The sequence below is a fragment of the Mycobacterium sp. TH-M11 genome (assembly GCF_057473725.1).
This window is the reverse complement of the sequence record NZ_JBYCLD010000110.1, coordinates 18931-33378: the sequence shown is the minus strand read 5'-3', so window position 1 is coordinate 33378 and position 14448 is coordinate 18931. Positions and strand designations below refer to the sequence as shown.

General features: G+C 65.2%; 12 protein-coding genes. 8 read left to right on the top strand and 4 right to left on the bottom strand.

Annotation, left to right across the window (positions count from 1 at the left end; genetic code table 11):
* From AC2VOG_RS04795 to AC2VOG_RS04780, 4 genes are all read right to left on the bottom strand, one after another.
* A partial coding sequence (locus tag AC2VOG_RS04795; protein WP_486938776.1) for a TVP38/TMEM64 family protein occupies window positions 1-504 on the bottom strand: 504 nt, incomplete at its 3' end.
* A gap of 46 nt (window positions 505-550) precedes the next feature.
* Window positions 551-1108 carry a NifU family protein gene (locus tag AC2VOG_RS04790; RefSeq protein WP_486938775.1) on the bottom strand — a complete coding sequence of 186 codons (558 nt, stop codon included), beginning with the start codon at window positions 1106-1108 and terminating at the stop codon, window positions 551-553.
* Complete coding sequence (gene feoB, locus AC2VOG_RS04785) at window positions 1105-3018, bottom strand: ferrous iron transporter B (RefSeq protein ID WP_486938774.1); 1914 nt, start codon at window positions 3016-3018, stop codon at window positions 1105-1107. The genes AC2VOG_RS04790 and feoB overlap by 4 nt, the downstream gene beginning before the upstream one ends.
* The gene (locus tag AC2VOG_RS04780; RefSeq protein WP_486938773.1) at window positions 3015-3299 is read right to left on the bottom strand and encodes a FeoA family protein; all 285 of its coding nucleotides are present in this window, start codon (window positions 3297-3299) and stop codon (window positions 3015-3017) included. The genes feoB and AC2VOG_RS04780 overlap by 4 nt, the downstream gene beginning before the upstream one ends.
* Before the next feature lie 190 nt (window positions 3300-3489).
* Here AC2VOG_RS04780 and mutA point away from each other — a divergent pair, with 190 nt between their 5' ends.
* From mutA to AC2VOG_RS04740, 8 genes are all read left to right on the top strand, one after another.
* Complete coding sequence (gene mutA / locus AC2VOG_RS04775) at window positions 3490-5370, top strand: methylmalonyl-CoA mutase small subunit (RefSeq protein WP_486938772.1); 1881 nt, start codon at window positions 3490-3492, stop codon at window positions 5368-5370.
* A 5-nt stretch (window positions 5371-5375) separates the two neighbouring features.
* The gene (gene scpA / locus AC2VOG_RS04770; RefSeq protein ID WP_486938771.1) at window positions 5376-7637 is read left to right on the top strand and encodes a methylmalonyl-CoA mutase; all 2262 of its coding nucleotides are present in this window, start codon (window positions 5376-5378) and stop codon (window positions 7635-7637) included.
* A 91-nt stretch (window positions 7638-7728) separates the two neighbouring features.
* Complete coding sequence (meaB, locus tag AC2VOG_RS04765) at window positions 7729-8721, top strand: methylmalonyl Co-A mutase-associated GTPase MeaB (protein ID WP_486938770.1); 993 nt, start codon at window positions 7729-7731, stop codon at window positions 8719-8721.
* 29 nt (window positions 8722-8750) lie between these two features.
* Complete coding sequence (lipL, locus tag AC2VOG_RS04760; RefSeq protein ID WP_486938769.1) at window positions 8751-10016, top strand: esterase/beta-lactamase LipL; 1266 nt, start codon at window positions 8751-8753, stop codon at window positions 10014-10016.
* 18 nt (window positions 10017-10034) lie between these two features.
* Window positions 10035-10613 (top strand): carboxymuconolactone decarboxylase family protein, encoded by a 579-nt coding sequence (locus AC2VOG_RS04755; protein ID WP_486938768.1) that lies wholly within the window; start codon window positions 10035-10037, stop codon window positions 10611-10613.
* A gap of 87 nt (window positions 10614-10700) precedes the next feature.
* A complete protein-coding gene (locus tag AC2VOG_RS04750) occupies window positions 10701-12440 on the top strand; it encodes an AMP-binding protein (protein ID WP_486938767.1) in 1740 nt (579 codons plus the stop codon).
* Window positions 12441-12543: 103 nt separating this feature from the next.
* Window positions 12544-13596: an acyltransferase family protein gene (locus AC2VOG_RS04745; RefSeq protein ID WP_486938766.1), complete on the top strand. Its 1053-nt coding sequence runs from the start codon at window positions 12544-12546 to the stop codon at window positions 13594-13596.
* 27 nt (window positions 13597-13623) lie between these two features.
* Window positions 13624-14445, top strand: coding sequence for a glycosyltransferase family protein (locus AC2VOG_RS04740; RefSeq protein WP_486938765.1), 822 nt, complete (start codon window positions 13624-13626; stop codon window positions 14443-14445).
* Window positions 14446-14448 lie beyond the last annotated feature (3 nt).

Sequence of the window (14448 nt, the reverse complement as noted above, 5' to 3'; positions counted from 1 at the left end):
ATTGAGCGGCGCGAACGGCACCAGCGGGATCAGCCGCAGCGACATCACCGCGACCCAGCCCCGCTCGCGTAGCCGGGAATCGAGCCGCTCGACGGCGCGATGGCGTACCAAGCGGTTGAGTTGCCAGCCGCCGGCCCGAACCAGTAAGAGGTCTGCGAGTGCGCTGCCGGTGCTGGCCGTCACCGCCAATACGACTCCCAGGAGCGGACCGAACAGCAGCCCGGCAGCCAGGGTGAACGCGGTACGGGGAAACGGCAACACGGTCACCACGATGTGAGCGGCCAGAAACGCCAGCGGAAACCACCACCCACCTATCGATGCCGACCAGTCCCGCAGCTCCACCGCAGACGGTAACCGGATGAGCAGCGCCAGCGCGATCAGGACTGCCACCGCCACCGACGTCAGGAGCAACCGGCGGGTGGACACCTGACGCGCTGTTGAATCCAGCGCGCAAGCGAGCAGCCGCAGGGCGCCGGCGAACCTGCTGATGACCGGGCCTGTCACAGCGTGCAGCCTACGTTCCGGTAGCGAATATCGCGTCAGCGGACGATCAACGACAGTAGTTTGCGCCCCAACGGCTTTGCGGCGGAGGTTTTTTCGCTGATGACCTGGATTTTTCACCGGACCGTCGGGCGAGCTCGCGCTGCAGGTTGTCGTGCAGCGTGTTGGCGGCCGCCGGACATCCGTGGCAGGCGCCCGACAACCGGACACTGACGACGTCGCCCTCGACCGACACCAGTGCGATCGAGCCGCCGTGGGATTCGGCGAGCGCGCCGATCGGGCCGGCGAGCAACTCGGCAGCGATCGCAGCCAATACGGCCGTGTCGTCGGCGATCGGCTCGACGAGCCAGCCGGCGATATCCAGAAGCGCGTCGGACAGCGCCTGACGGACGTCGTCGCCCACTACGCGCCAGCTGTGCCCGGAGTGCAGGGTGGTCAACACATCGGCCGAGCGCACTTCGACGTCGTCGAGCACCCCGTCGTGAAGCAGCTCACCGAGACGTCCCGGGGCCCGGCGTACGGCGCCGCGGGCCGGCAGCCGGTCTGCCTCGACCACCCAGCGCACCTGCTGTGGGTCTGCGGTGGCGGTGGCGTGAATCGGGATCATGCGCCCAGCCCCGACGCAATCGAGCGCGCAGCGAACGCCATCACCCAGGCCAGCACAAACATGTAGCTGAACGCGAACGCGGGCCATCTCCAGGTGTTGGTTTCGCGACGCATCACGGCGATCGTCGACATGCACTGCAAGGCGAACATGAAGTACACCAACAGTGCGATCACCGTCGGCGCGGTGAAGATGCGTGCGCCCTTGTCGTCGGTCATGGTGGCCAGCGCTTGGTGCGGCGTCTGCGGGTCGGACGCCGCCGCCACCTGGCCTAGGGTCGAGACGAAAACCTCGCGGGCCGACAGCGAGCCGACCAGCGCGATGTCGATGCGCCAGTCGAAACCCAGTGGCGCGAACACCGGCTGCACGGCGCGACCCACGTCGGCGGCATAGCTGTGATTCATCACGTAGGCGGTGGCGTCGGTCGGCGACATGCCCCGGGTCTCGGTGTCGCGGACCGGCAGATTTAGAAACGCCCACAACAACAGCGAGGCGGCCAGGATGATGGTCCCGGCTTTGCGCAGGAACACCCGTGCCGCACTCCACATAGCGGCCAGCATCGCTTGCAGCGACGGGAGCCGGTAGGGCGGCAGTTCCATGGTGAACGGCAACAGGTCGCCGCGCAGAATCGTGGACTTGACCACCCCCGCCGCGACCAGCGCAGACATCCCGCCGCCCAGATAGAGCAGGAACATCGTGACACCCTGCGCGCTGAGCCCCCACCACCGCGTCTGCGGCGCCACCAACAGCCCGACCAACAAGGTGTAGACCGGCAACCGTGCCGAGCACGTCATCAGCGGCGCGGTGACGATGGTGGCGATCCGGTCGCGCGACGACGGCAACGTCCGGGTCGCCATGATGCCGGGAATCGCGCAGGCGAACGACGAGAGCATCGCGACGAACGCCCGCCCCTCCAAGCCGGTTTTGGCCATCACCCGGTCCATCAGGAACGCCGCCCGTGACATGTAACCGACGCTCTCGAGGAAGGCGAGCAGACAGAACAGCAGCACGATCTGCGGAATGAACTGCAGCACGGTGCCGACGCCGTCGATGATGCCCCGGCTCAGCAGTCCGCGCAGAACGGGGTTTCCGATGTGTTCGGCGACCTGACCACCCAGCCAGGTCAACCCGGCGGCGATGCCGTCGCGCAGTGGCGTTGCGGCGGTGAACAACATCTGGAAGAAGGAGAACATCACTGCGAAGAAGATGACCGTCCCCCACAGCGGGTGCAGCAGCACCCGGTCGACGCGCTGGGTGCGTCGATCTGATTGCGGGGCAACGTAATCAGACGCATCGAGCACCGACTGGCCCCATGCGTCGATGTCTTCGGGTTCGATCGGCGGAAGCACCGGCGGGCGCTGCCATCGGGCAGACGACGTCAGCTGCGCCCGCACGCCGTCGATTCCCGATCCTTGGTGCGCCACTACCGCGGTCACCGGGACGCCCAGTGCCGCCGACAGCGCGTCGGTGTCGATATGTCCGCCGCGCGCCGCCAGCTCGTCGCCCATGGTCAGGACCAGCAGGCATGGCATGTCCAGCCGCAGCACCTGGCCGATCAACAGAATCGACCGGCGCAGCGTGGTGACGTCGGCGACCAGCACGATCGCATCGGGTGGGTCGATGCCCGCACACCTGCCTGCCAGCAGGTCCGTCACCACCTGTTCGTCGGGGCTGATCGGGTCGAGGCTGTAGGTGCCCGGCAGATCCTCGACGGCAATGTCGATGCCGTCGACGCTGGTTGTGCCGACGCTTCGGCCCACGGTGACACCGGGGTAGTTGCCGGTCTTGGCCCGCAATCCGGTCAGACGGTTGAACACGCTGGTCTTGCCGGCGTTGGGGCTGCCGACCAGGGCGACCCGGCGGATGCCTGCGACGGCAACAGCGGAGCCCTCGACGCCATGGCACGCTGTCATTGGTCGGTCTCGGGAAGCACTTCGATGAGCTCGGCCTCGCGGCGGCGTAAGCACAGCTCAGTGTCGTGGACTCGGTATACGGTTGGGTCGCCCAGCGGAGCCCGACGAATGGCGTCGACATGGGCCTTGGCTCGGAAGCCCAACTGCACGAGACGTTTCACGATGATCGGGTTCGCATGCGGGACCGTTCCTACCACCACTGCCCGCTTTCCGGGCGCCAGCTGCGCAAGCATGATCGACGCGCTGGATCGGTCGTGGGCGCTTTGCGGTCGAGTGCGCATGATCAGACTGATGTTAGTTGATCTATGTTAGTAAGGTCCTCCTTACCTGAAGGGGCGGCATGGTTTCATCGAGTCCACCGCAGTGTGTGCCGCGACACTATCGGTCATCATTTAGCCTGGTTGTCGGGTAACAGACCAGCGTCGGGATGTCACGTGCTGACCTGCCACATACTGAGATGGGGAGCCGCCGGTGTCAGTCGATGTGTCCGCTGAACCTGACGATCTGGAGCAGGGTCTGGCCCGCTGGCGCTCAGCGGTGGCCGAGGTCGTGGCCAAGAGCACGCGACGCAACGCTGACGAGCTTGGACCCGAGCCCGAGCAGATGCTGCAAACCCAGACCTACGAAGCGGTCGCGGTCCGGGCGCTCTACACAAGGCTCGATGAGCTACCCGAGCCGCCGCTGCCCGGTGAGTGGCCCTTTGTTCGCGGCGCCGACGCGCTGCGCGACGTCAAATCCGGCTGGAAAGTCGCCGAGGCGTTCCCGGCCAACTCGGTGGCCGGGGATGCGGCTGACGACGTCAACTCCGCGGTGCTGGCCGGGCTGGCCGAGGGCGTCAGCGCGCTGCTGGTTCGGGTGGGGGACTCAGGGGTGGTGCCCGCCCAACTGGACAAGGTATTGCAAGGCGTTCATCTGAGCATGGCCCCGGTGATGCTGGATGCCGGCGCCGACTATCGGGCCGCCGCCGACGTGGCGCTCGAACTCGTCAGCCGGGTCGAACCCGATCAGCGTGACATCCTGTCGATCGATCTGGGCGCCGACCCGCTGACCGCGGCGCTCAGCGAGCGGCCGGCCGCAAGGCTGGCGGAGGCCGTCGAGATGGCCGGGCGGGTGGCCGAACAGACCGGGGTCCGGGCGATCACGGTCGATGGCCCCGCGTTCCACAATCTGGGGGCCAACGCGACGTGGGAACTCGCCGGCAGCATCGGCGCCGCGGTGTGCTACCTGCGGGAGCTCACCGAGTCCGGCCTGCCGGCGGCCGAGGCGTTGACGCAGATCAGCTTTCGGCTGGCTGCCGACGACGACCAATTCCTGACGATCGCCAAAATCAGGGCACTACGGCGATTGTGGGCACGCGTCGCCGCGGTACTCGGTGCACCGGACCGCGGCGCGGCCGTCGTGCATGCCGAGACATCGCTGCCGATGATGACCCAACGCGATCCGTGGGTCAATATGCTGCGGACGACGTTGGCCGCGTTCGGGGCGGGCGTCGGCGGCGCCGACACCGTGTTGGTGTACCCGTTCGATGTCGCAATCGAAGGCGGATTCCCGGGCTTGGCAACCAGTTTCGCGCGCCGGATGGCCCGCAATATCCAACTGCTACTGCTCGAAGAGTCGCACGTCGGCCGCATCCTGGACCCTGCCGGCGGGTCGTGGTTCGTCGAAGACCTCACCAACCAGTTGGCCCACCATGCTTGGGAGAAATTTCAGACCATCGAGCGGCACGGCGGATTCGTCGACGCCGTCGCCTACATCGCGGGGCAGATCGCTGAGATAGCCGACCAGCGGGCCGACGACATCGCTCATCGCAGGACTGCGATCACCGGTGTCAACGAATACCCGAACGTCGCCGAACCGGCTTTGCCGCAGCATGCTTCGCAGTATTCGCCGCCTGCGGCCGGGAAACTCATCCGCTACGCCGCCGAGTTCGAAGCGCTGCGTGACCGTTCAGATGCCCACTTGGCCCGCAGCGGGTCGCGTCCGCAGGTGCTGCTGTTGCCGCTCGGGCCGTTGGCAGAGCACAACATTCGGACCACGTTCGCATCCAATCTGCTGGCATCCGGCGGGATTGAGGCAGTCAACCCCGGGTCGGTCGACGCCCATGGCGTCGCCAGGGCGGTGGCGGACGCGGGTGCGCCGGCCGTTGCGGTGGTGTGCGGGACGGACAGTCGTTATGGCGCAGAGGCTTCCGATGTCGTTGCGGCGGCGCGCAGCGCCGGGGTGTCGCACGTGTGCCTGGCGGGCGCGCAGCAGGCGGTAGCGGAAGCGGAACACCGGCCCGACGACTTCCTGACCGCCAAAATCAATGCGGTAGAGACCCTTTCAAGCTTGCTGGACCGGTTGGGGGTATAGCGGCGATGACGATCACGACGCCAACGGTGGGTAACTTCGCCGACGTTCCGCTCGACGATGAGCGCAGCGTTGCGGCCCCGACCGACGACATGGTGGAAAAGCACGTCGCGGCGGCCGCGGCCGCGCACTGGTACACCCCGGACCAGCTGGTTTGGCACACCCCGGAAGACATCGACGTCAAACCCGTCTACATCGGCGCCGACCGCGCCGGCGCCGAATCCGCCGGCTATCCGCTGAACACCTTTCCCGGCGAGCCGCCGTTCGTTCGCGGGCCCTATCCGACGATGTACGTCAACCAGCCTTGGACCATCCGGCAGTACGCCGGGTTCTCCACAGCCGCGGAGTCCAACGCCTTCTACCGCCGCAACCTTGCGGCCGGACAGAAGGGTCTGTCGGTGGCGTTCGACCTCGCCACCCACCGCGGCTACGACTCTGATCATCCGCGGGTGCAGGGTGACGTTGGAATGGCCGGTGTGGCAATCGATTCCATCTTGGACATGCGTCAGCTCTTCGATGGCATCGACCTGTCGACGGTGTCGGTCTCGATGACCATGAACGGCGCCGTGCTGCCGATCCTGGCGCTCTACGTGGTGGCCGCCGAGGAGCAGGGGGTGGCACCCGAAAAGTTGGCCGGCACCATCCAAAACGACATCCTCAAAGAATTCATGGTGCGCAACACCTACATCTATCCGCCGCAGCCGTCGATGCGCATCATCTCCGACATCTTCGCTTACACCAGCGCGAAGATGCCGAAGTTCAACTCGATCTCGATCTCTGGCTACCACATCCAAGAGGCGGGCGCCACAGCGGATTTGGAGCTGGCCTATACGCTGGCCGACGGTGTCGACTACATCCAGGCCGGCCTGGACGCCGGCCTGGACATCGACAAGTTCGCGCCCCGGTTGTCGTTCTTCTGGGGCATCGGGATGAACTTCTTCATGGAAGTCGCCAAGCTGCGCGCGGGCCGGCTGCTGTGGAGCGAGTTGGTCGCCGGATTCGGAAGCAAAAACCCAAAATCCAGGTCGTTGCGGACCCATTCGCAGACCTCTGGATGGTCGCTGACCGCACAGGACGCCTTCAACAACGTCGCACGTACCTGCATCGAAGCGATGGCCGCCACTCAGGGCCATACGCAATCACTGCACACCAACGCTCTCGACGAGGCGCTGGCCCTGCCGACCGACTTCTCGGCCCGGATCGCACGTAATACTCAGCTGGTGTTGCAGCAGGAGTCGGGGACCACCAGACCGATCGACCCGTGGGCCGGCTCCTATTACGTGGAGTGGCTGACTTATCAGCTCGCGCAGCGGGCACGCGCTCACATCGCCGAAGTCGCCGAGCATGGCGGAATGGCGCAGGCGATCAGCGAAGGCATTCCCAAGCTGCGCATCGAGGAAGCCGCCGCGCGGACCCAGGCCCGTATCGACTCCGGCATCCAACCGGTGATCGGTATCAACAAATATCAAGCCGAAGAGGACCAGGAGATCGAGGTCCTCAAGGTCGAGAACAGCCGGGTGCGGGCCGAGCAGTTGGCCAAACTCGAAGAGCTACGGGCACATCGGGACCAGGCTGCGGTCGAGGCCGCACTGGCCGAGCTGTCGCGTGCCGCCGGGGCGCATGGTCGCGCTGGTACGGACGGGCTCGGTAACAACCTGTTGGCACTGGCGATCGACGCCGCTCGCGCCAAGGCCACCGTCGGCGAGATCTCCGACGCGCTCGAGAAGGTCTATGGCCGTCACCAAGCGGAGATCCGCACCATCGCCGGGGTGTACCGCGACGAAGCTTCGGGAGGCGGGAACATGACTTCCTTCTCTGACGCAACCGAACTCGTCGAGAAGTTCGCCGAGGCAGACGGGCGCCGGCCACGCATTCTGGTGGCCAAGATGGGGCAGGATGGCCACGATCGCGGGCAGAAGGTGATCGCTACAGCGTTCGCCGACATCGGATTCGACGTCGACGTCGGCGCCCTGTTCTCCACACCGGCGGAGGTCGCCCGCCAAGCCGCGGACAACGATGTCCACGTCGTCGGGGTGTCCTCGCTGGCGGCAGGCCACCTCACACTGGTGCCGGCGCTACGCGACGCGCTTGCCGAGGTCGGTCGCCCGGACATCATGGTCGTCGTCGGCGGCGTGATCCCGCCCGGAGACTTCGACGAGCTGTACGCGGCGGGTGCCACCGCGATCTTCCCGCCGGGCACGGTAATTGCCGATGCGGCGCGCGATTTGCTGCACAAGCTGGCGGAACGACACGGATACACGCTGGACTGATGCTCGAACCAGCCCGCGAGTGTAACGTCACTGCGAAATCCGGCTTGGTTTTTCGCGGTGGCGTTACGCTCGCGACGCGAGGGGTCGAGGCGTGACGCCCCGGGATCTCGCCGAAGCCATCCGCGGTGGTGATCGGTCCGCGCTGGCGAGGGCGATCACGCTGGTGGAGTCGACGCGTGCCGATCATCGTGCTCGCGCGCAGCAGTTGCTGTTGCAATTGATGCCGGCATCCGGCAGCGCCCTGCACGTGGGCATCACCGGGGTGCCTGGCGTCGGCAAGTCGACCACCATCGAAGTGCTCGGCATGTACCTGATCGGACGTGGCCACCGGGTTGCGGTATTGGCCGTCGACCCGTCGTCGACCCGCACCGGGGGATCGATCCTCGGCGACAAGACCCGGATGCCGCAACTGTCAACGCATTCCGATGCTTACGTGCGTCCCTCCCCGACTTCGGGCACCCTCGGCGGGGTCGCCAAAGCCACCCGCGAAACCATCGTGCTGCTGGAAGCCGCCGGATTTGACGTGATCCTGGTCGAGACAGTCGGGGTCGGCCAGTCCGAGGTTGCGGTGGCCAACATGGTCGACACCTTCGTCTTCCTCACCCTTGCGCGGACCGGCGATCAGTTGCAGGGCATCAAGAAGGGCGTGCTCGAGCTTGCCGACATCGTGGTGGTGAACAAGGCCGACGGCGACCATCTGACCGAGGCCCGTAAGGCTGCTCGCGAACTCTCCGGGGCTATCCGGCTGATCCACCCCCGTGAAACCCTCTGGCGACCACCGGTTCTCACCATGAGCGCATTGGAAGGCACTGGTCTGAAAGAGTTGTGGGACGCCGTCGTGCGGCATCGCGAGGTGCTGACCGACGCCGGCGAGTTCGAGGCACGCCGCCGGGCCCAGCAGGTGGACTGGACCTGGCAGATGGTCCGCGACACCGTGCTGGACCGGGTGATGTCCAATCCCGCTGTCCGCAAAGCTCGCACGGACGTGGAGCGCCAGGTGCTGACAGGTGAATTGACGCCAGCCCTTGCTGCTGAGCAAATATTGAAGCTAGCTTCCATAACGAATGAACAACTTCCGCTTTGATCGTAGAGTGAAACGGTAGATTCGTGAGTATGACCCCCGAAGCCGTGGGCAATCGCCGATTCGTGCTGCCGCGCGGTGTTCACGGCGCCGCCGACCCACATTTCGCCTGCGCGGTGCGCAATTTCGCCGGCATGTTTCACGGCCGCCGATTCGGCGGCGGGGCGCTGGCGGTCTATCTCGACGGGGAACCCGTCGTCGACGTGTGGACGGGTTATGCGGATCGGCGCGGCCGGGTGCCGTGGACGGCCGATTCGGCCAGCATGGTGTTCTCGGCGACCAAAGGCATGGCCTCCACTGTTATCCATCGTCTCGTCGACCGGGGTCTGGTCGGGTATGACGTTCCGGTCGCCCATTATTGGCCCGAATTCGGGGCCAATGGGAAAGCCGAGATCACGGTCCGTCAGCTGATGCGGCACCAAGCGGGGCTGTCGGCTCTGCGTGGCGCCAGCAAGCACGACCTCCTGGACCATGAACTGATGGAGCGTCGCCTCGCGGCGGCCCGTCCCGGTTACGCGTACGGCCGATCGGCCTACCACGCGTTGACCTACGGCTGGCTGTTGTCCGGGCTGGCGCGCGCAGTCACCGGTAAAGGCATGCGGCAGTTGATCCGCGAAGAACTCGCGGAACCGCTGGGTACCGATGGATTGCATCTCGGTCGGCCGCCCGGCGACGCCGCGACCCGACCCGCTCAGATCATCATGCCGCAGATCGCATTGCAAAACCCGGTGTTCAACGCGGTGGCGCCGATGATCGCCTCGATCCCGCAGGCCGCCGGTTTCAGCTCGATGTACTTTCCGGGTGTGAAAGCGGTTGCGCAGGGCGATATTCCGTTTTTGGACGCGGAGATTCCAGCGGCCAACGGGGTGGCCACGGCACGCGGTCTGGCGCGGATGTACGGCGCGCTCGCCAACGGCGGGCGGATGGACGGCACGCAGTTCCTGTCACCCGAGGTGACAGCCGGACTCGTCGGCCGGCGAAGTCCGCGGCCGGACGGCAACCTGGTGATCCCGCTGTCGTTCCATCTCGGTTACCACCAACTGCCGTTGGGTCTGGTACCAGGATTCGGCCATGTCGGACTGGGTGGCTCCGTCGGGTGGGCCGACCCGGATAGCGGCTTGGCGATCGGTTTCGTGCACAACCGGTTGCTGACGCCGTTCGTGCTCGTCGACCACGCCGGACTCCTTGCGATCAGCGCACTGTCCCGGATGGGCGCCGCCGCGGCCCGCAAGGATGGCTTCGAGCGGGTCGCCGATTTCGGTGCGCCTTTCGCCGAGACGAGGGCCGTTGCCGGCTAACAGATTTGACCCAGCACCGTGACATCTGACCGAGAGAGCCGTGTTCCCCGTCTACCGCTGGACGAGGCCAGAGCCGCTGCGGATGAGGCGGGCGTCCCGGACTACATGGCAGAGTTGGCTATTTTTCAGGTTCTGCTAAATCACCCTAACCTCGCGTCCGGCCTCAACGATCTGCTCGCCCGAATGTTGTGGCAGGGCAAGCTGGATTCGCGGCTGCGCGAGCTGGCGATCATGCGGATCGGGTGGCTGACGGCGTGCGAATACGAGTGGGCTCAGCACTGGCGGGTCGCACAGGGACTCGGGGTCAGCGCCGATGACCTGTTGGGCGTTCGGGATTGGCGTTCCTACGGGGCATTCGGACCGACCGAGCAGGCGGTGCTGGCCGCGACCGACGACGTCGTGCGCGACGGCGCGGTCAGCCCGGAGAGCTGGGCGGCGTGCCGGCAGGTGTTCGGATCCGATCACGCGATACTGGTCGAACTGGTGACCGCGATCGGCGCCTGGCGGATGGTCTCCTCGATTCTGCAGAGTCTGCAGGTGCCGCTGGAAGCAGACGTGCAGAGCTGGCCACCGGATGGGCGAGCACCCAGCCTGTAACTGACTGATGTGTCAGTCATTGTCCGTCAACGTATTTCGGCGTCGTATAACGATTGCGCCCACTGCTTACGGCGGTAAGGTGACGCTGTGGCCGACGTGACCATTCCCGATATCCTGCGTGAGCGCGCCAGTCTGCAACCAAACGACAAGGCGTTCACTTTCCTTGATTACGAGCAGGACTGGCACGGCACTGCCGAGACGATAACCTGGTCGCAGCTGTACGTGCGGGCGCAGAATGTCGCCCGGTCAGTGCGGCTTCATGGGTCAACCGGTGACCGTGCGGTCATTGTGGCACCGCAGGGACTCAACTACATCGACGCTTTTTTCGGCACGCTGCAGGCTGGGCTCATACCAGTTCCGCTAGCCGTACCGGTGGGTGGTGTGGTCGACGAACGGGTGAATTCGGTGCTGCTCGACGCGGCGCCTTCGGTTGTTCTGACCACGTCTGCGGTCGCCGGTGACGTGGCCGACTACGTCAAGGCGCAGCGCAGCGGCACCCCTCCCGATCTGGTCGAGGTCGATCAATTGGATCTCGCTGCCCGCAGCGGATTACGGCCCGGCCGGGCCGGTCGTTCAGACACGGCCTATTTGCAGTACACCTCGGGTTCTACGCGCGCACCCGCCGGCGTGGAGATCACCTACCGGAACTTGATGGCCAATTTCGAGCAGATGATGTCGGATTATTTCTCCGAGTTCGGAAATGTCACCCCGCCAGACGCCACGTTTGTGTCGTGGCTGCCGTTCTATCACGACATGGGTTTGCTGGTCGGAGTGTGCGTCCCGCTGATGGCCGGCGCCCACGCCGTGCTCACCAGCCCGGTCTCGTTCCTGGCGCGCCCGGCGCGGTGGCTGCAGCTGCTTGCGGGCCACACCCACACTTTTTCGGCTGCACCGAACTTTGCGTTCGAAGTGGCGGCCCGAAAGACGTCCGACGAGGACATGGCCGGCCTCGATCTCGGCAGCGTCGTCGGCATCATCAACGGCAGCGAGCGCGTACAGCCGGCGACGCTCAAACGTTTCAGCGACCGGTTCGCCCCGTATAACTTTCCCGCCAAGGCGCTGCGGCCCTCCTACGGAATGGCCGAGGCCACAGTGTATCTGCTGGTTCGGCAGGCCGGCGAGCCGCCACGGGTCGTTCATTTCGACTCCGACAGTCTCGCTGACGGTAGACCGAAGCCTTGTGAAAATCCCGGCGGCACAGCGCTCGTCAGCTACGGGGTGCCGCGATCACCGCTGCTACGGATCGTCGACCCCGACACCCACGTCGAATGCGCGGCGGGCGCCGTCGGGGAGATCTGGGCGCACGGACCCAATGTCGCGCCTGGCTATTGGCGCAATCCAGCGGAGAACAAGCACACCTTTGGCGCCAGACTGGCCGGTTGCTCCGCGGACACCCCCGATGAGCCCTGGCTGCGAACCGGGGATCTCGGCTTCCTCTACGAAGACGAGCTTTTCATCATCGGTCGCATCAAAGATCTGCTGATTGTTTACGGCCGCAACCACTCTCCCGACGACATCGAGGCAACGATCCAGTCGATCACCCGCGGTCGGTGCGTGGCGATTTCGGTTCCCGATGATGGAACCGAAAAGCTGGTAGCCGTGGCTGAATTCAAGAATCAAAGCGCCACAGGGGATGAGCTGGTGAACAAATTGACTGCCGTCAAAAACGACGTCACCGCCGCGATCTCGACGTCGCATGGCCTCAGCGTCGCCGACATCGTCATTGTGCCGGCGGGCTCGATTCCGATCACGACCAGCGGCAAAGTGAGACGCCGATCGTGTGTCGAGCTCTACCAGCAGGGTCAGTTCGCGCGCCTGGACCGTTAGGGGGCACCTTGCGATGACCGGTACCCCCCAAGGTTGCAGCGGAACATCGACATTGCCGGGCATTGAGCCGGCCGAAAGTAAACCGCGCCGGACGCTCGGGCACGTGTTCGACCCGCGAGCCAATGCGCTCAATGCCTGGCGACTGGGGTTGGCGCTGGCGGTGATCGTCTGGCACTCCCTGGTGCTCACGGGACGCCCGTTGCCGGCATATGCCCTGCACCAGTTTGCGACTCAAGATTTTGTCGACGGATTCTTTGCGATATCCGGGTTTCTCATTCCCGCGAGTTGGCTCGGCAATCCGCGTTTGCGCAGCTACGCACTCGCCCGCGGACTTCGCATCCTGCCCGGGATGTGGGCCTGTCTGTTCGTGACCGCGTTCGTCATCGCGCCGATCGGTGTTGCGATACAAGGGGGTTCGGCGGCCCAGTTACTGACGTCCGGTGGGCCACTGCGCTTCGTTTTCCGAAACAGCGCGGTCGCATATGTGCAGTTCGACATCACGGGAACACCGAGCGGCGTTCCTTTTCCGGGCATGTGGAACGGCTCGCTGTGGACATTGCAGTACGAGGTGCTGCTGTACATTGCTGTCGGCGCTCTCGGTCTGGTCGGGATACTGGGTCGCCGCTGGCTTTTCCCGGCGGTCTTTGCGCTGGCCGTGGTCTGGTCGGTGCTGGCTCCATGTCCGCTCGACGGGGGAACGGTGGCAGAGCGGACAGCGCGGCTGGCAGTCATGTTCGCGGCCGGCGGGTTGATTCACCGCTTCCGTGCTGTGATTCCGGCGCGGTGGTCGCTTGTCGCGGTAAGCGCGGCCGTTGTGCTGGCGGCCAATCTGTGGCTGCCGGACTATCGACTGGCCGGCGCCATACCGCTCGCATACACGGTGATCGTCTCCGGTGCTCTGATCCACAACCAGCGGCTGAATTTGCGAACGGACCTGTCGTACGGCACCTACATCTACGCCTGCCCGATCCAGCAGGTCCTCGTCATGGCGGGACTCGGCGCGATGAGCACGCTTGTGTTCGCGATCGTCACAACCGCCGCGACTTTGCCCTTTGCCGCGATGAGTTGGTTTCTGATCGAGAAGCCCGCCATGAGGTTGAAGTCCCGAATCACCGGAAAGAAGCTTCAACCGGGCCTCACCCGAGCCATTCCCTAGACGTCGTCCTGAAAAGTGAGGAGCCGAATGCACAAAGACTCTGCGGCGCTGTTGATCTCGGTGCCCGTGTACGGACAGCATGAGTACACCCATGCACTCGTACACGACCTGGAGCGTGAACGCGCAGATTACCTCATCGTCGACAACGCGGGAGATTACGTGCCGCTCGGCGCCGAACGGGTGGTCAGGCCCGGACGAAACCTGGGCTGGGCGGGCGGCAGTGACCTGGGTTTTCGGATCGCTTTCTCCGAGGGCTATTCGCACGCAATGACACTGAACAACGATACCCGGATTTCGGAGGGTTTCGTCGACGCGTTGGTCGACCAACGACTTCCCGGCGACGCAGGGATCGTCGGGCCCGCCATCGACCATGGCTTCCCATCTGCCGAGGCAACTGAGAAGCCGGCCGCCGCGGATTACCGCCCAATTCAGCGGTATCGCAGTGTATCGGTGATCGAGGGAACCGCGCTGGCCCTGTCCCGGGAGTGCTGGCGGACGATCGGCGGACTGAACCTGCAGACATTCCGGCGACACGGTTGGGGAGTCGACCTCGACCTCGCATTGCGGGCGCGCGATGCCGGATTTGGCCTGTATGTCACTGAAATGGCCTACGTCAACCACTTTGGCCACAAGACCGCCGTCGCCACCGTGGGCAGACGCCGTTACGAGTGGCACGCCAACTTCGAAAAGGTGCGGGGTTTGCGACAACTACACGGTCGGCACTGGCGTAAGCGCTTTCCCCGCGGTTCATGGGTGCAGCCAAGATTCGGGGCGGTGGAGACGGCGCGGATTTTCCAGGCCCATCCGTTCGAGGAGCCGATTGGGCACGGCTCTGCACTGACATCATGACCG

Excerpts from the sequence above, each read along its gene's own strand:
- AC2VOG_RS04790 (WP_486938775.1), bottom strand. The coding sequence starts at position 1,108 with ATGATCCCGATTCACGCCACCGCCACCGCAGACCCACAGCAGGTGCGC.
- feoB (WP_486938774.1), bottom strand. The coding sequence starts at position 3,018 with ATGACAGCGTGCCATGGCGTCGAGGGCTCCGCTGTTGCCGTCGCAGGC.
- AC2VOG_RS04780 (WP_486938773.1), bottom strand. The coding sequence starts at position 3,299 with ATGCGCACTCGACCGCAAAGCGCCCACGACCGATCCAGCGCGTCGATC.
- scpA (WP_486938771.1), top strand. The coding sequence starts at position 5,376 with ATGACGATCACGACGCCAACGGTGGGTAACTTCGCCGACGTTCCGCTC.
- lipL (WP_486938769.1), top strand. The coding sequence starts at position 8,751 with ATGACCCCCGAAGCCGTGGGCAATCGCCGATTCGTGCTGCCGCGCGGT.
- AC2VOG_RS04740 (WP_486938765.1), top strand. The coding sequence starts at position 13,624 with ATGCACAAAGACTCTGCGGCGCTGTTGATCTCGGTGCCCGTGTACGGA.